This window comes from Marinobacter halophilus (assembly GCF_003007685.1).
In the GTDB taxonomy this organism is placed as follows: Bacteria; Pseudomonadota; Gammaproteobacteria; order Pseudomonadales; family Oleiphilaceae; genus Marinobacter; species Marinobacter halophilus.
This window is the reverse complement of the sequence record NZ_PXNN01000006.1, coordinates 173,613-189,700: the sequence shown is the minus strand read 5'-3', so window position 1 is coordinate 189,700 and position 16,088 is coordinate 173,613. Positions and strand designations below refer to the sequence as shown.

General features: G+C 55.0%; 13 protein-coding genes and 2 tRNA genes. 8 read left to right on the top strand and 7 right to left on the bottom strand.

Features of this window, described 5'->3' with window-relative positions:
• Window positions 1-26 precede the first annotated feature (26 nt).
• Window positions 27-2,174: a fatty acid oxidation complex subunit alpha FadB gene (fadB, locus tag C7H08_RS04985; RefSeq protein ID WP_106670660.1), complete on the bottom strand. Its 2,148-nt coding sequence runs from the start codon at window positions 2,172-2,174 to the stop codon at window positions 27-29.
• 314 nt (window positions 2,175-2,488) lie between these two features.
• Between fadB and C7H08_RS04980 the strand changes: the two genes are divergently transcribed.
• Complete coding sequence (locus tag C7H08_RS04980) at window positions 2,489-3,307, top strand: hypothetical protein (protein ID WP_106670659.1); 819 nt, start codon at window positions 2,489-2,491, stop codon at window positions 3,305-3,307.
• 128 nt (window positions 3,308-3,435) lie between these two features.
• Window positions 3,436-3,867 (top strand): universal stress protein, encoded by a 432-nt coding sequence (locus C7H08_RS04975; RefSeq protein ID WP_106670658.1) that lies wholly within the window; start codon window positions 3,436-3,438, stop codon window positions 3,865-3,867.
• A gap of 39 nt (window positions 3,868-3,906) precedes the next feature.
• On the opposite strand, the gene C7H08_RS04970 is transcribed toward C7H08_RS04975, so the two are convergent.
• The 5 genes from C7H08_RS04970 to C7H08_RS04950 all read right to left on the bottom strand — a co-directional run bounded on the left by C7H08_RS04970 (window position 3,907) and on the right by C7H08_RS04950 (window position 8,228).
• Window positions 3,907-4,575 (bottom strand): DUF6901 family protein, encoded by a 669-nt coding sequence (locus tag C7H08_RS04970; protein ID WP_106670657.1) that lies wholly within the window; start codon window positions 4,573-4,575, stop codon window positions 3,907-3,909.
• A complete protein-coding gene (gene abc-f, locus C7H08_RS04965) occupies window positions 4,572-6,509 on the bottom strand; it encodes a ribosomal protection-like ABC-F family protein (RefSeq protein WP_106670722.1) in 1,938 nt (645 codons plus the stop codon). Before abc-f ends, C7H08_RS04970 begins: the two co-directional genes overlap by 4 nt.
• Before the next feature lie 5 nt (window positions 6,510-6,514).
• The gene (locus C7H08_RS04960) at window positions 6,515-7,372 is read right to left on the bottom strand and encodes an MOSC domain-containing protein (protein WP_243411414.1); all 858 of its coding nucleotides are present in this window, start codon (window positions 7,370-7,372) and stop codon (window positions 6,515-6,517) included.
• A 71-nt stretch (window positions 7,373-7,443) separates the two neighbouring features.
• Window positions 7,444-7,519 (bottom strand) — tRNA-Gly (locus C7H08_RS04955).
• Window positions 7,520-7,625: 106 nt separating this feature from the next.
• On the bottom strand, window positions 7,626-8,228 hold the full coding sequence (locus C7H08_RS04950) for a DUF924 family protein (RefSeq protein WP_106670655.1): 603 nt from the start codon (window positions 8,226-8,228) through the stop codon (window positions 7,626-7,628).
• Between C7H08_RS04950 and C7H08_RS04945 the strand changes: the two genes are divergently transcribed.
• From C7H08_RS04945 to C7H08_RS04935, 3 genes are all read left to right on the top strand, one after another.
• Window positions 8,227-8,700, top strand: a complete 474-nt coding sequence (locus C7H08_RS04945; protein WP_341476607.1) for a sirohydrochlorin chelatase — start codon at window positions 8,227-8,229, stop codon at window positions 8,698-8,700. The two genes, C7H08_RS04950 and C7H08_RS04945, sit on opposite strands and share 2 nt — an antisense overlap.
• A gap of 28 nt (window positions 8,701-8,728) precedes the next feature.
• Window positions 8,729-9,634 (top strand): TIGR01777 family oxidoreductase, encoded by a 906-nt coding sequence (locus C7H08_RS04940; protein WP_106670653.1) that lies wholly within the window; start codon window positions 8,729-8,731, stop codon window positions 9,632-9,634.
• 85 nt (window positions 9,635-9,719) lie between these two features.
• A tRNA-Glu gene (locus C7H08_RS04935) sits at window positions 9,720-9,795 on the top strand.
• A 32-nt stretch (window positions 9,796-9,827) separates the two neighbouring features.
• On the opposite strand, the gene ccoM is transcribed toward C7H08_RS04935, so the two are convergent.
• Window positions 9,828-9,977, bottom strand: coding sequence for a cytochrome c oxidase subunit CcoM (gene ccoM, locus C7H08_RS18165; RefSeq protein ID WP_165793932.1), 150 nt, complete (start codon window positions 9,975-9,977; stop codon window positions 9,828-9,830).
• Window positions 9,978-10,245: 268 nt separating this feature from the next.
• Between ccoM and C7H08_RS04930 the strand changes: the two genes are divergently transcribed.
• From C7H08_RS04930 to pta, 3 genes are read left to right on the top strand one after another with little or no spacing between them, the layout of a single operon-like run.
• Complete coding sequence (locus tag C7H08_RS04930; protein ID WP_188445284.1) at window positions 10,246-12,666, top strand: bifunctional diguanylate cyclase/phosphodiesterase; 2,421 nt, start codon at window positions 10,246-10,248, stop codon at window positions 12,664-12,666.
• Between the two features lie 21 nt (window positions 12,667-12,687).
• Complete coding sequence (locus C7H08_RS04925) at window positions 12,688-13,875, top strand: acetate/propionate family kinase (RefSeq protein WP_106670651.1); 1,188 nt, start codon at window positions 12,688-12,690, stop codon at window positions 13,873-13,875.
• A 28-nt stretch (window positions 13,876-13,903) separates the two neighbouring features.
• Complete coding sequence (gene pta / locus C7H08_RS04920; RefSeq protein ID WP_106670650.1) at window positions 13,904-16,057, top strand: phosphate acetyltransferase; 2,154 nt, start codon at window positions 13,904-13,906, stop codon at window positions 16,055-16,057.
• Window positions 16,058-16,088: the final 31 nt, after the last annotated feature.

The window sequence follows — 16,088 nt, the reverse complement described above, 5'->3', positions numbered from 1 at the left end:
TCTCCGTTCGGAAATCTCGTTCAGGGTTAGCCAAAGAATTTCTTACCAGTCTTGGCCATTTCACGCAGTTTCTCGGTCGGGTGATACAAAGGACCAAGATCTGCAAACTTGTCTGCCAGTTCGACGAACTTGTCTACACCCAAATCATCGATGTAGCGCAGGGCACCACCACGGAACGGCGGGAAGCCGATACCGAAGATCAGACCCATATCCGCGTCGGCCGGATCTTCCACGATACCGTCTTCCAGGCAGCGAACAGTCTCCAGGCACAGCGGGATCATCATGCGAGCGATGATGTCTTCGTCACTGAACTCGTTTTTGCCCTGAACAACCGGCTCAAGCAGTTTGTAGGTTTCTTCGTCGACAACCTTCTGCTGCTTGCCTTTGCGATCCAGTTCGTACTTGTAAAAACCCTTGTCGTTCTTCTGCCCATAACGGTTGTTATCGAACATCACGTCAATGGCGGTAGTACCTTCGTGCTTCATGCGATCCGGGAAGCCGTCGGCCATGACTGCGCCAGCGTGTTTACCGGTGTCCATGCCAACAACGTCCAGCAGGTACGCCGGGCCCATCGGCCAGCCGAACTTCTCCATGACTTTGTCGACTTTCTGGAAGTCGGCGCCGTCACGTACCAGACCGATAAAGCCACCGAAATACGGGAACAGAACACGGTTAACCAGGAAACCCGGGCAATCGTTAACAACGATCGGAGTCTTGCCCATAGCCTTGGCGTAAGCCACGGTGGTCGCGATGGCGCGATCACTGGTCTTGGCACCACGGATAACCTCAACCAGCGGCATCATGTGCACCGGGTTAAAGAAATGCATGCCACAGAAGTTTTCCGGACGCTTCAGGTTTTTGGCCAGAAGGTCAATGGAAATCGTGGAGGTGTTGGAAGTAATGATAGCGTCGTCGCGAACCATGTCTTCGGTTTCGCGCAGTACGATATCTTTTACCTTCGGATTCTCAACAACGGCTTCCACAACCAGGTCTACGTTCTTGAAATCGCCGTAGTTCAGGGTCGGGGTGATGCTGTTTAGGACGTCGGCCATCTTGCCGGCGTCCATCTTGCCCTTGTCGACACGCTTGACCAGTTGCTTCTTGGCTTCGTTCAGACCCAGGGTAATGCCGTCCTGGTTGATGTCTTTCATGATGATCGGCGTGCCCTTCAATGCAGACTGATAGGCAACACCGCCACCCATGATACCGGCACCCAGTACAGCGGCCAGTTTCACATCGGAGGCTTCTTTTTCCCAGGCACTGGCTTTCTTCTTCAGCGCCTGATCGTTCAGGAACAGACCTACCAGACAGGCCGCAACGTTGGTCTTGGCCATCTTGGCGAAGCCTTTGGCTTCCACTTCAATCGCCTTGTCACGGGTCATGCCAGCATGCTTCTGCATGGTCTTGATCGCTTCCACCGGCGCCGGATAGTTCTTGCCGGCTTTACCAGCAACGAACGCCTTGGAGATCTCGAACGCCATCATGCTTTCCATGGCGTTGAGCTTGATCTTGCCTTTCTTCTCTTCGCGACGAGCCAGGTTGTCCAGCTTGCCTTCGTTGCACTGATTGATGATGGCAACGGCAGCGTCAACCAGCTTGCCGGCTTCAACCACGGCGTCAACAGCGCCTACTTTCAGAGCGGCGTCAGCGCGGTTTTCAGTACCACCGGCAATCCACTCAACGGCGTTATCCACACCAACCAGACGAGACAGACGCACAGTGCCGCCGAAGCCCGGGAAGATGCCCAGCTTCACTTCCGGCAGACCTACCTTGGCCTTGGGCGCCATAACGCGGTAGTCGGTCGCCAGACACATTTCGAAACCGCCGCCCAATGCAATACCGTTAATGGCGGTAACGGTCGGGAACGGCAGGTCTTCAATGGCGTTAAATACCTCGTTCGCCTTCAGGTTGTTGGCAACGAGGTCTTCCTCGGAACCCGCAAACAGCTCGGTAAACTCGGTGATGTCTGCACCGACAATAAAGCTGTCCTTGGAGCTGGTTACCACCAGGCCCTTGAGGTTCTTCTGGGATTTGAGTGCTTCAGCTGCGGCGCCCAGCTCTTCGATGGTGAGACGGTTGAACTTGTTCACTGACTCGCCTTGCAAGTCAAAGTCCAACTGAGCTATCCCGCCTTCGATCTCTTTAACCGTGATGGCTTTACCTTCGTAAATCATCAACTGATCTCCAGTCTGTGTTTGAACTGCTGGCAACCACTCGACGACAACTCGTCAACCGGGTTGCTTGTGCAGCGAGATTTCGGTCACTGCCCGATCTTTCCGATCCAAAATTCATACAGTCGTTTGAATCGTGAGGGCACACGATGAAAAAAAATGGAGCATTTGTCAATTTGTTTCTTGATGAAACCGGCAGAAAATAGGAGGTACAGCCTGTAAGAGCCGGAAACTGCTTGATTAGCCGACCAAGTTACTTTAACTTCGAAATGCGACTTTAGTCCACAATAATAAACAGCATTACGGGGACTCATCCGATGAAAGACACTCGCCTGCGCATTCAGTCACTGCTTGCGGCACTGCTACTTCTCTCCCTGACCGCGTTTGGCGCCAAGGCTCAGGATACCGGAGCAGAATTTCTCTCTGACCTGCACGATTTCCGGATAAATAATTTTTTGGCACTTGATTCGTTCTACGCATTTAGCGCCAGTGGCGATACCGTGGCATTAAACCGCATTGTCAGCAGCATCAACGCTTCCAACGATGCCATGAACTCGGTCATCACCAGCATCAGCGGTGTGCTGACCGAACAACAGATTGAAAGCCTCAATCAGGAATTTGACCAGTTCAAAGACCTTATGCGCGGCAACATCAACGAAGTGCGGGACCGCGGATATCCCGACCTGCGATTGATGGCCGATCTGGCAAATAACGCAGTGGAATTGAACGATCTTGCCACCGAATTGTACGGCGTGGCCCAGGAAAATAGTGGCGCCCAGGCGAACGCCCGTATTGAGTCTGCACGGTCCGCAGCAGTCGTCATGGCTCAGATGATGTCAAGATACTCTGCTCGCACTCACTCATCCGTTGCACAGACCTTTCAAGGCTCCTCCGACGAGGCACCATTGGACCAACAGGCTCTTGAATTTGATGACCTGCTCGCGAAACTTCAGGCCGGTAACGCGGCCGGCGAATTGAAAGCGGCGATTGACGATGTAAGCTCTAAATGGCTATTTATCCGTAGCTCTTACATTAACTACAACGAGAACAACGTGAGTTTCGTGATCGATCGTTATTCGAAAGGCATCATTGGCGGATTAACCACCACCATCGAACTACTCCAAAGTAACGCCTGACCCTCTGCCAGGCAGGCTCCCCGCCCTCCTGGAACCTAGCTACCGGTTGATGCCTGTCAGAATCCCGCTACACTTTTTGATATAGACTGTTGATACTGCCCTTATCAAATGCGCAAAGGAGTGACTGAATGTCCACTTACACAAAAATGCTGGTTGCCATCGACCTGACAGAAGAAGCCCCCCAAGTTCTCAACAAAGCGAAAGCGATTTGTGATGCCTACGGTGCCGAGCTGCTGCTGGTGCACGTGGTTGAGCCGGTGGGTTACGCCTACGGCGGCGATATTCCGATGGACCTGACAGAACTGCAAGATCAACTGGACAAAGCGGCCCGGGAACAACTGTCCAAGTATGGTGATCAGTACGGTGTGCCAAAGAGCCACCAGATTGTGACTGTTGGTCGTCCGGAGTCAGAAATCCATCGCCTGGTGAAAGATCAGGGGGTGGATCTGGTGATCGTGGGTAGCCACGGCCGAAAAGGCTTCCAGCTCCTTCTGGGCTCTACCGCAAACGGCGTTCTGCACGGAACCGAATGTGACGTACTGGCGATTCGCATCCACTAACCGCTCACCAAATACCGACGTCGCGCATGAAGGGGAGGCTCAAGCCTCCCCTTCCATTCTTGCCTGCAACTTCCTGAGCTGACTCTCCAGCGATACACTGACACTGGACGCCATTGAAAAAAAGTTCAATAAGGCCTTCAGATTGCTGTCACCACGACAGACCGCGTGAATCCTCTGCCAAAGCGCCTGATTGACCAACTGCAGTCTTTGATTGCGCTCCACCAGGCCCTTGAGATCCCAATCCGCCGGCTCCTGGCTGCGTTTTGCAAACAGCTGTTGTAACAAATAATAGCCTACGCTGCGCATCACAAACTCATCGCTGTTGGCAAACGGCAAATGGTGAAGAGCCATCGGTTTGAGCTCCGCCAGCACCGGGCAACCACTGGTTGCCATCTTCAATCCGAGCAAAGATCGAAGTGCCTCTTCCAGCGTGGTCTCCTTGGAGTACGAACGCCGCTCATCCGTCACCACCACATCTACTTTCTGGTACGCGTCTTCAGCCTGAAACTCTTCGACGACCGGCAAGATTTCGATCGCGGCCGGGCAATAGGTCACCTCCCCTGATTTCAACGGGCAGTTGGAGCACTGGCAATGCTCCAACTTGGCCCATGCTGGCATTTCAGCAACCGGAGGCCTGGCGGGCTCTCCGGTTACCTTGAAATCAATGGTGCGACCATCCTGAAACTTGAATTTGTAATTAATGTTCATTGATTCGCCTGTTCTTCCAGCTCCATCCACCGTTCAATGACCGATTCCAGCCGGGACTCCGTTTCCGACATCCGTTCGAGAGTGGCTGATACTTCATCCGCTGGGCCTGAATAAAAGTCCGGGGCAGCGACGGCTGCCTGAAGGTCTGCAACCTCTTGTTCCAGCGCCTCGATCTGGCCGGGCAACTGATCCAGCTCCAGTTTAAGCTTGTAGCTCAATCTGGTGGTTTTTTGTTTTGCGGACTGCACCACAGTCTCCGCAAGCGGTGCCGCTTGCTTAGCGGCAGGGTTGGTTTTATCACGCTTGTCCTGCTTGTCAGGCCGACTACCTGAGACCTCAGCCGGAAATCTGCCCCCTTGCCGACGCCAGTCGGTGTAGCCGCCCACATGCTCCTGAACGTTCCCGGATCCATCCAGGAAGATGGTCTCAGTAACCACGTTGTCCAGAAACTCCCGGTCGTGACTGATCACGATCACGGTGCCTTTGAAATCCGCCAACTGCTCTTCCAGCAATTCCAGCGTTTCCACATCAAGATCGTTGGTGGGCTCATCCAGCACCAGAATATTCGCCGGTTTGCTGAACAGCTTGGCCAGCAACAGGCGCGCGCGCTCGCCGCCAGAGAACACACGCACGGGAGACCGAGAACGTTCCGGGGTAAACAGAAATTCCTGCAAATACCCAAGAACATGCTTGCTCTGGCCATTGATATCGATGAACTCGCGACCCTCCGCCAGGTTATCCAGGGCGTTGCGTTCGAGATCCAGCTCGCCTCTGAGCTGGTCGAAATACGCCACCTTCAGATTGGTGCCAAGACGAATATCACCTTCCGTCGGCTGCAACTCGCCTAACAACAACCGGACCAGAGTGGTTTTACCGGTTCCGTTTTCACCCACCAGGCCGATTTTATCACCCCGGATAATGGTGAGATTCATGCCCTGCACCACCCGGTGGCCGTCCGGATAGGCAAAACCCGCGTTGCGGGCTTCGGCGACCAGTTTTCCGGATTTTGCGGCTTCTTCAACGGAGAAGTTCGCCGTACCGCCCCGCACACGGCGTTGGCGGTGCTCTTCACGCATGGCTTTCAGGGAGCGAACCCGACCCATGTTACGAGTACGGCGGGCTTTGATACCCTGACGAATCCAGGTTTCTTCCTGTTTCAGACGCTTATCGAACAGCGCATTCTGGCGATCTTCGTCTTCAAGTGCCTTTTCCTTCAGTTCCAGGTAGCGATCGTAACTGGCGGAAAAGCTGACCAACTGCCCCCGGTCCAACTCAACCACCCGGGTCGCCATCCGTCGAATGAACGCCCGATCGTGACTGACAAACAACATCGCACCGCGGAATTGCGCAAGTGCTTCTTCCAGCCAGGCAATGGCCGGCACATCAAGATGGTTGGTAGGCTCGTCCAACAGCAGGATGTCCGGCTCGGCAACCAGCGCTTTGGCCAGCAGAACCCGGCGCTGCCATCCGCCAGACAGGGTGTTCAGAGTGCGGTCAGGTTCAATGCCGTACTGGCCAAGAATGGTGGTGACTTTCTGATCAAGGCGCCATCCATCGAGCGTTTCGATTCGCTCCTGAGCCTTCATCATTGCGTCCATACTGGCCTCGTCCGCCTGCTGGGACAGCCGATGAAATTCTGCCAGTACGGCACCGGTCTCGGGGAACGCGGAGGCAACAACGTCGTACGCGGTACGAGGATCATCCGAGGGCAGGCTCTGGGGCAAAACGGATAACACCGAGCCCTCCTCCAGGCGAACCACGCCGCCATCAGGTGTTACCTCACCACTGACAATCTTGAGCAAGGTCGACTTGCCCTCACCATTGCGCCCCAGCAAGCACACCCGCTCCCCCGGATCGATCATCAGCGTGGCGCCATCAAGCAGTGGATGCATACCGAAAGCGAGGGATATTTTTTCAAGTGTTAACAAAGGCACTTTGATCATGACTCCTGTGGGCAAATAATAACGGCATCGCCGACGGACAAGTGGTCCCCGTCCTGATGAACAGCGTTTTGGCCGAAAATTACACCATCTTGTGTTTTTCTGTAGGTCGAAAGGGTTCTTAGGGGCTCTGTACCGGGATCTTTGGTACCCGTATCAGGATCCATCGTGGTTATCACACATCGGGAGCATGGCTTGACCGCTTTGAAGCGGGCCTGCCCGATGGTCAGATACTGCCAATGGTCCTCGGACCAGGGCTCAGCGCCCGAAATAACAATATTTGGACGAAAGTGTCGCATATTCACCGGATGCTTTAGCCTGCTGTTGAGCTCATCCAGCGAGGCCTGATTGGCGAATAAAAACGGAAAGCCATCGGCAAAGCCGACTCGTTTTTGATCCACAACACGAGCAGGATCTACACGCCTGAACGTGTCGTCAGGCATATAGACAAAGCGGAGGCTTCGCTCACAGAATCGGCTGACGGCGGCACTGGCCTGTTTTGGTCCGATCAAGCTATTCATCCAATCCCGCCAGACCAGCACAGACAGCTCTTCATGGCCCGGTGCCAGATGGAAACGTCCCTCGCCAGGAATGTGAACCGATACGCCACGCTCATCGATCCCTGTGCCAATTCTGGCAAGCGCGGGCAATTTCCGCTGAGTAACGAATTCTCCCTGGTCATTTACCAACATCCAGCGCCGGTCACCGACAGGGCCGAAATCATCCAGGTCAATGACTGACACCTCAACACCCGCCAAAGATTTGACCGGGTAGAGGAAGAGGGAATGGACGCGCATAATACAAACCTTCAATGCGTCGGATGTAAATGGAGGATGTCGAGTATAACTGACGAGCAAGCGCACATGGGGGAGAAATTATAAACCGGGCACAAAAAACCCGACTCGGTGGTCGGGTTTTTTCTTAAATCTGGAGCGGGAAACGAGACTCGAACTCGCGACCCCAACCTTGGCAAGGTTGTGCTCTACCAACTGAGCTATTCCCGCAGGTGTTGAGCCAGGGCGTTGCCTCTCAACGACGGCGTATTCTACTGATAACACATCGGCCGTCAACAAATTTATAAAATATTTCCGTGTGTGCTGCCATGCCATCTTACTGACCAAAACGTCGTCCACCCTTGAGGTAGCCTCGCTCCTGCTCCGTTGATGGCCGGCCAAGTGCTTTGTTCCTGTGGGGGAACCGGCCAAACCTGCTGATAATCTCCTGATGATTCAGAGCTGATTCCAAAAAGCTTTCGAGGAACTTTGCGAGCATGCCATCGGCGCCCGCCACCAGCTGCTGATAGCACTCCACCGACAGCTTCTGATCCTCGCGTCGCTCCGAGTGCTGCAACGGCATATAAACAAACGCTCTCTGGATTGCAGGCAGCGCCATATCCTGGCCTTTTTCCATCGCCCGCCGGCACAACTTACGGGCCAGAGAATCGTTATCAAACGCCAGCGCGACGCCTCTGAAGATGTTTCGACTAAACTGGTCTAACAACAGGATCTCTGCCAAAGCGCCGCCCGAATCCTTTCGCCAATGATCCATACCTTGCTCAGAGGCGAATAACACCAATGACATAAAGCGTCGCCGGATTTCCTGATCAAACATGCGGTCGGAGCGAAACCAGCGGTTTCGGTGATCCCAGTCTGGCAATCCGAGCTCGTTCAATTCACCGAACCAGAAATCCAGAAGCTCTTTCCAATCGAACATTTACCAACTCCCTGTTACATTTGAATCAGCGGATGTAAACGCAACATCATTCGGGTACGACAGAGTTTCTCTAATTGATCATCCAGGAGATACCATGACCACTTCACATCAAATCATTCTGCTCGCGCATGGCAGCAGCGACCGACGCTGGTGTGAGACCTTCGAGCGACTGGCTGCGCCAACTCTGCACTCGGTTGAACACTCAGCGATAGCCTATATGGAACTCGCGGAGCCTTCGCTTGAGACCATCGTTAGTCAGGGAAAAGAAACCGGCACCCTGAATTTTACTATAGTGCCACTGTTTCTGGCAGCTGGCCGGCACTTGCGAAAAGATGTGCCGGCCATGATCGAAGAGCTGGAGAACCAACACGGTGTCAGCATCAAACTGGCCGATCCGATTGGCCAGAACCCACAGTTGGGTGATGCAATCCGGGACGTCGTAATGCAGGAACTGGCGGGTACCATTGCCTGAACAATCCTGCGATCAAAAGGAGAAGAACATGGATAAGCGGGTACTTATTACAGGCGGCACCGGGTTCATCGGCACGGTGCTTTGCCGGGATCTGATCAGCAAAGGTTACTCGCTAACGGTTCTCAGCAGACAAGGGGCCGACACGGTGCGAGCACTGTGTGGGCGAGTTGAAGTAACGGCTGATCTGAAAAACCTTGAAGGACACCCGGGGTTTCACGCCGTCATCAACCTCGCCGGCGAAGGCATCGCCGACAAACGGTGGACAGAGGCCCGAAAGCAAGCGCTTCGCGACAGTCGGATCGGGGTCACTCGCCGCCTGGTTGCAACTATCAAGAGTTGGCAGAATTTACCCGAGGTTCTGGTGTCGGGATCGGCGGTTGGTTTTTATGGGGATCAACGTGATCACCTTGTTACCGAAGACACCCAGCCCAACGCAGAGTTCACCCATGAACTTTGCCATGACTGGGAACAGGAAGCCCTGGTTCTGGAGCAGGATGGTGTTCGAGTATGCCTGTCGCGCACGGGCGTCGTCGCCGGCAGGGCAGGTGGATTTCTACAGAGAATGATTTTGCCCTTCCGACTGGGTCTGGGCGGCCGATTAGGATCTGGACATCAGTTTATGCCGTGGGTACACAGGAATGACGTAGTCGCGGGCCTGATCTGGATGCTCGAGTACGATCGCGCTCATGGGGCATACAATATGGTGAGTCCCAACCCGGCAACCAATCGCGAATTCACCCGCACCCTTGGCAAAGTTTTGCACCGACCAACCTTATTCCCTGCACCTGCGCCCATCTTGAAGCTGGCACTCGGAGAGATGGCCACACTGTTGCTGACGGGACAAAAAGCGGTTCCGATGCGGCTACAGAACGAAGGCTTCGAATTCAAGTTCCCCGAACTGAGGGCGGCATTGGAAGAAAGTGTGACTGGGTAATTTTTTTCAGAAAAATGTTGACAGCGATCGGACCCTTACTTAATATACGCGCCACCTCGACGAGGCAAGTTGTTGAAAACGTTGCGTCCCCTTCGTCTAGTGGCCTAGGACTCCGCCCTTTCACGGCGGCAACAGGGGTTCGAACCCCCTAGGGGACGCCATTTTTTTAACTGGTTGATCCAGATTTTTTGTTTCAGCCACCCTGCTCCTTGTGGTGCTCTTTGGTTTGCCCCTTGCCATGAGCCTTCTGGTCTTTCATAACGAATATACCAACACCGACAAAGAATCCAATTACCAGCAATACAGTTACAATCCCAGCGATAACAACAGCGTCCATATACATGATCATTTCTCCCAATGATTCTGAAACCTGATTGCGCTTAGATTACGCTTCCGAAAGTTTTGGCGTATTGATCTGAATCAAAGGCAAACAACCGCTTTACTTCGTCGAAACTCCGCCAAAAACTGAGACTTGCTCTCCAGATTTGTTCCAGCGTTTCCTGCATTTGCAGCGCATTCGCAATAAACAACTGCTATAGTCGTCACTAGGCTTAGAACTCAAATTTGCGCCCCTTATGTCCAATCTCCAATGTGATGGCGAAGTTCGCAACATGCCAGAAATTACGACACGATTCAGGCGTATTCGCGCGACCTCGCCGTTGTCTTTCAGGCTCCTGGCATGGATCCTTCTATTTAGTACGGCCTTCACATTGCTTGCCGCCGGAGTGCAGATCTACTCCGATTACCGCAAAGACCTTTCTCTGATTGAAGAACGAATGCAGGTCATCGAATCGGGTTATTCTTCCAGTCTGGCCAGAAGCCTGTGGGCGCTGGATCAGAAACTGCTTCAGACTCAAATGGAAGGTATTCTGAGCCTGCCCGACATCACCCACCTGCGACTCAGAATCGAGCCGGACTCAGAACTGGTCATGGGAGAAATCCCCCGGCACGCAGACACCTTGTCCCATAGGTTCAAGCTGGTCCAGCACGATGGCACGGAGTACCAGCTTGGGGAACTGGTCATTACCGCCGATCTCGACAGAGTATACGCAGACCTGCGCAGGAAGGTTGGCGTGATTTTAGCGACTCAGTTTCTTACCGTGTTCTTTGTGTCCGTGCTCATTCTCTGGATATTCCAGCATCTCGTCACCCGACACCTCACCGCCATGGCGGATTACACGAAAGACTTGTCATTGGGCACTTTGTCTAGACCGTTGGTGCTCGATCGTCCAGACACCGCAACCAACAGCAAGGATGAGCTGGGCATGGTCACCGATGCCATCAACGAGATGCGGGAACGCCTCAACCAGGATGTGGCGCGTCGAGAGCGAGATGCTGCAGACATCCTCAAATTTTCCAAAGCCATTGATCAGAGCCCCTCATCCGTTTTGATCTGCGATCGCCAATGGCGCATCGAATATGCCAATCGTAAATTCAGCCAACTGACCGGTCACAGTACCGATGACATTATTGGCAAGCACCCGTCCACCCTGATTGAGAACAGCATGGATCTCCAGGAGGCCAGGCACCTGTGGCAATCTATCAGGCTGCAGGTACAGCGCGTGGGCGTATGGCAGGGCGAAGTGAACAGCGTCCGCCGTAATGGTGAGCGGTATTGGGAACAACTCGTGGTGACACCGATCCGGGCCAACAACGGTGAGACCACCGGCTTTCTGATACTGGGCGAAGACATCAGTATCCGGAAGCGCTACGAGCAACAACTGCTGCGCCAGGCCAACTACGACATTCTTACTGGTCTACCCAACAGAATGCTGGCTCTTGACCGTCTGAAACTTGCGCTGGCCCAGGCCCGGCGGGAAAGCTCCCAGGTCGGGGTGATGTTCCTGGACCTCGACAATTTCAAGCACATCAACGATACCCTCGGCCACGATGCCGGCGACAACCTTCTTGTGGAGGCAGCGCGCCGTATTTCCAGCTGTTTGCGCGGCACCAGCACAGTGGCCCGGCTCGGTGGCGACGAATTTCTGGTCATTCTGCCCGGGCTGACCGGGCCCGAGGCTTCGTGCCAGGTTGCAGAGCGCATCCTGAAGACGTTCTCGGTCGCCTTCATGCTTAACGGCCAGGAAGTGTTTGTAAGCACCAGTATCGGCATCGCCACTTTCCCGGCTGATTCAGATAACAGCGGCACCTTGCTCCAACACGCGGACGCAGCAATGTATGAGGCCAAACATAAGGGCAAAAGCGCCTATGCCCGGTTCACTCCGGAAATGACGGAAGTGTCCCATGAGCGCCTGCAAATGGAGTCCCACATGCGTAAGGCGCTAGAGTTGGGCGAGTTCGAGCTTTTTTATCAACCTATTATAGAGACCGCGTCCGGTCGTTTGATCGGTGCCGAGGCCCTGCTCCGCTGGAACAACCCGGCCATGGGTCTGGTGATGCCAGACCGATTTATTCCGCTTGCTGAGGAAACCGGACTGATCATTCCGATTGGCGAATGGGTCATCCGTGAGGCCTGTCAGGCGGCGATGACCTGGCATGCTGTGACCGGCCTCGACAACCTCTCGATCGCCGTTAATGTCTCACCCCGGCAGTTCCGTGACCCAGGCTTTACCGATGCTGTCATGCGCGCACTCAACACCAGCGGGCTGCGGCCCGAGTCTCTGGAACTTGAAATCACCGAGCGGCTGATTCTTGATAACAGCATTGAAACCGCAGATATCCTGAGACAACTGGACCGCAGTGGTATACGGCTGTCGGTTGACGACTTCGGCACCGGCTACTCTGCCCTCAGCTATCTGAAAAGCTATCCGTTTGATACCCTTAAAATTGACAAGTCCTTCATTCAGGACGTGTTGAATGAGAGTGGCGACGCATCGCTGGTGCGCGCTATCATCAATATGGCCCACAGTCTCGGCCTGACTGTCATCGCAGAAGGCGTCGAGCAGGAAGCGCAGAGCCATTTTCTCAAGAACGAAGGCTGCGACTATTCCCAGGGCTACTTCTACAGTCGCCCCCTACCCGAACAGGATTTCATGCACTGGCTTGAAACCAACCACCGGGCAACCCTCTGAACCACCACCACGGCACTAGGCATGGACGAAACAATACTGGTCGTAAACTGCGGCAGCTCCTCGATCAAGCTCGCACTTTTCGACAGCAATCATCACAAGAAAGCATCGGCATTGGCAGAACGTCTCAATCAATCTGACGCCAGCGCCCGAATATCCGGAGATCAGGCCCCGGTCCAACTCCCCGAAAACGCATGCCATGAGCAGGCCCTGCAGGCTCTGGTCCAGGCATTTGAAGACCGCAACTTGATGGGCGGCAAGCCAGTTTCAATCGGCCATCGGGTTGTGCACGGCGGCGAGTCGTTCCGGGAAGCCGTTCTGATCGATGATAAGGCTGTTAAAGCCATCGAGACCTGCGCCGCCTTGGCGCCACTGCACAATCCAGTCAACCTGATCGGCATACAGGCGACCCGAAAGCTGTTTCCTGACTGCCCGCAGGTTGCCGTGTTTGACACAGCCTTCCACCAGACTCTACCACCAAAGGCCTATCTGTATGCTCTGCCAGAGCGTTACTACCGGGACTGGGGGGTCCGCCGCTACGGCTTTCACGGCACCAGTCATTACTTCATGGTTCTGGAGACTGCCCGTCGTCTCAACAAAACCCCGGCAACCACGTCGATCATTTCCGCCCATCTCGGCAACGGCTGCAGCATTACCGCGATCGAAGACGGAATCAGCAAAGATACCAGCATGGGGCTGACGCCCCTTGAAGGCCTGGTCATGGGAACCCGTAGCGGTGACGTTGATCCCGGCCTGTTCGACTATCTGGCCAGCCGTGGCGTCAATGCCAGCCAGGCGCACCGGGTACTCAACCAGGAGAGCGGTTTGCTTGGGCTTTCTGGTCAGACCAACGACATGCGTTCGCTGTGTGAGCTGGCTGACCATGGCCATGAACCCTCGGAACTGGCTATCGACGTATTCTGCTATCGCCTGGCCAAATACTTTGGTGCCATGATGGCGTCGCTCAACCGGCTTGACGCACTTGTGTTTACCGGCGGCATCGGCGAAAACAGTGCTCGGATCCGGGCCCAGACCATTCAGCATCTGAGCCTTCTGGGCATTGGTCTTGACGCAGACCTGAATGCCCATCACGGCCAGTTCAGCGAAGGTCATATCGGTGACGCTGATTCCCGATTTCCGGTGCTAGTGATACCAACCGATGAAGAATTGGTCATCGCGAGGGAAGCCAGCCGGCTTGCCAATGCAAATTGAACCTCCAAGGATGAAACCGGAACCTATTATGGCAAAGAGTCTCTTTATAGCTCCCACCTCTCTCGACTCAGGACTGACATCTGTATGCCTGGGCCTGCTCCGAGCGCTTGAGCGCGAGGGAGTAAGCGTTGGTTTCTACAAACCCTTCAGCCAGTCTGTCCACCGAGGCGAAGTGCGGCACAACGACGGCAAGGACTCGTCGGTCGAGTTTGTCAGGTCGCGCAGCCACCGGCAGACCCCCGACCCGATTCCACTGAAAAACGCCCAACAGCAGCTGAATCAAGGCAAGGGCGACCTGCTCCTTGAAACCATCGTGGGCGAGTACCAGAAGGTCGCGAAAGATTTCGACGTCGTGATTATCGAAGGCTTGGTACCCGACCGGAGCGAGGCCTATATTGCCCGGTTGAACGTCGAAGTGGCTCGCAATCTGGGCTCGGAAGTGATTCTGGTGAGCACCCCCAGGGCCTGCACCGCGAGTCAGATTGATGAAGAACTGGATTTTTCAGCGCGGCTATTTGCGGCGCCTTCCGACCCGGATGTAATCGCCGTCATTCTGAACAAAGTCGGTGAGCCGGAAAAAACCGGTATTGCACTGGACCACCAATCCGGTCATCAGAGCCCCATCATCGACTACCGGGAATCCTGTAAAGTTTTCCGCTCCAAGCGGTTCCACCTGCTGGGTCAGATTCCCTGGCAACCAAATCTTCAGGCACCCCGGGTTTCCGACGTCGCCCGAGAACTTGAAATGCAGGTTCTTCATGAAGGACAGATGCACACCCGGCGCGTTCAGCGGGTTTCAGTCTGCGCACGCTCCATTCGCAACATGACCGACACCCTGAAGCCTGGTACCTTGATGGTCACGCCGGGCGATCGGGAAGATATTGTTGTAACCACAGCCGTCGCCGCTTTGAACGGCGTGCCTCTTGCCGGGCTGATGCTGACCGGTGGTCTGATGCCAGACGATCGGGTTATCGAGCTGTGCAGGCGCGCGTTGGGCACGGGTTTGCCGGTATTGAGCTCTTCTAAAAATACCTACGAAACCGCCCACATGTTAGCCAGTCTGTCTGCCACCATACCGATCGATGATCCGGAACGGATTGAGCAAGCCATGGAGTCCGTTGCTACCCGCATGGATACCGACTGGCTACAGGAGCACCTGAGGGTTCCCCGCCAGAGCCGATTGTCGCCGCCAGCTTTCCGGTACCGGTTGTCTGAGCGGGCCCGGGCCGCCAATAAGCGGATTGTGCTGCCGGAAGGCAGTGAACCACGAACGGTTCACGCTGCTATTGTCTGCCACCAGCGCAACCTTGCACGATGTGTACTGATCGGAAATCCTCAAGAAATACAGTCTGTCGCCGGTTCACAGGGACTCGAGCTGCCGGATGATCTGGAAATACTCGACCCGCAATCCGTCAGAGAGCGCTACATCGCACCGATGGTGGAACTGCGCAAACACAAAGGACTGACCCACGACATGGCCGAGGCCATGCTGGAGGACAACGTGGTGCTGGGCACCATGATGGTCGCCCTGGATGAAGCCGACGGGCTGGTCTCCGGCGCCATTCATACGACGGCTAACACCGTGCGGCCGGCGCTGCAGCTGATCAAAACCCACGAAGGTGCCAAAGTGGTCTCTTCAGTCTTCTTCATGCTGCTACCCCAACAAGTGCTGGTGTACGGTGATTGCGCCATCAATCCTGATCCCGGCGCTGAAGAACTGGCAGACATTGCCATCCAGAGCGCCGAGTCTGCTGAAGCCTTCGGAATTGAGCCGGTGGTGGCCATGATCAGTTACAGCACCGGAGAATCCGGGACTGGCGCCGATGTCGACAAGGTTCGGGAAGCGACCAGGATTGCCCGCGAGAGACGCCCGGACCTGCTGATTGACGGACCATTGCAGTATGATGCCGCCGCTATTGAAAGCGTTGGCCGGGCCAAGGCACCAGACAGCAAGGTGGCGGGTAAGGCGACGGTGTTCGTGTTTCCTGACCTCAACACCGGTAACACCACCTACAAGGCTGTTCAGCGAAGTGCCAACGTGGTGAGTGTCGGGCCAATGCTGCAGGGGCTGAGAAAACCGGTTAACGACCTGTCGCGGGGTGCGCTGGTTGAGGATATAGTCTTCACCATCGCACTGACTGCGGTTCAGGCACGACAGGTAGAAGCTTCAGGAGTGGCCTGAGGCAGACCACTCCCATGGAGCTCCCGAGATC

Bases quoted from the DNA above. Each gene is read 5' to 3' on its own strand.
- ccoM (WP_165793932.1), bottom strand. From the start codon at position 9,977: ATGTATATGGACGCTGTTGTTATCGCTGGGATTGTAACTGTATTGCTG.
- C7H08_RS04970 (WP_106670657.1), bottom strand. From the start codon at position 4,575: ATGAACATTAATTACAAATTCAAGTTTCAGGATGGTCGCACCATTGAT.
- C7H08_RS04950 (WP_106670655.1), bottom strand. From the start codon at position 8,228: ATGTTCGATTGGAAAGAGCTTCTGGATTTCTGGTTCGGTGAATTGAAC.
- fadB (WP_106670660.1), bottom strand. From the start codon at position 2,174: ATGATTTACGAAGGTAAAGCCATCACGGTTAAAGAGATCGAAGGCGGG.
- C7H08_RS04930 (WP_188445284.1), top strand. From the start codon at position 10,246: ATGCCAGAAATTACGACACGATTCAGGCGTATTCGCGCGACCTCGCCG.
- C7H08_RS04975 (WP_106670658.1), top strand. From the start codon at position 3,436: ATGTCCACTTACACAAAAATGCTGGTTGCCATCGACCTGACAGAAGAA.
- C7H08_RS04940 (WP_106670653.1), top strand. From the start codon at position 8,729: ATGGATAAGCGGGTACTTATTACAGGCGGCACCGGGTTCATCGGCACG.
- C7H08_RS04980 (WP_106670659.1), top strand. From the start codon at position 2,489: ATGAAAGACACTCGCCTGCGCATTCAGTCACTGCTTGCGGCACTGCTA.
- pta (WP_106670650.1), top strand. From the start codon at position 13,904: ATGGCAAAGAGTCTCTTTATAGCTCCCACCTCTCTCGACTCAGGACTG.
- C7H08_RS04925 (WP_106670651.1), top strand. From the start codon at position 12,688: ATGGACGAAACAATACTGGTCGTAAACTGCGGCAGCTCCTCGATCAAG.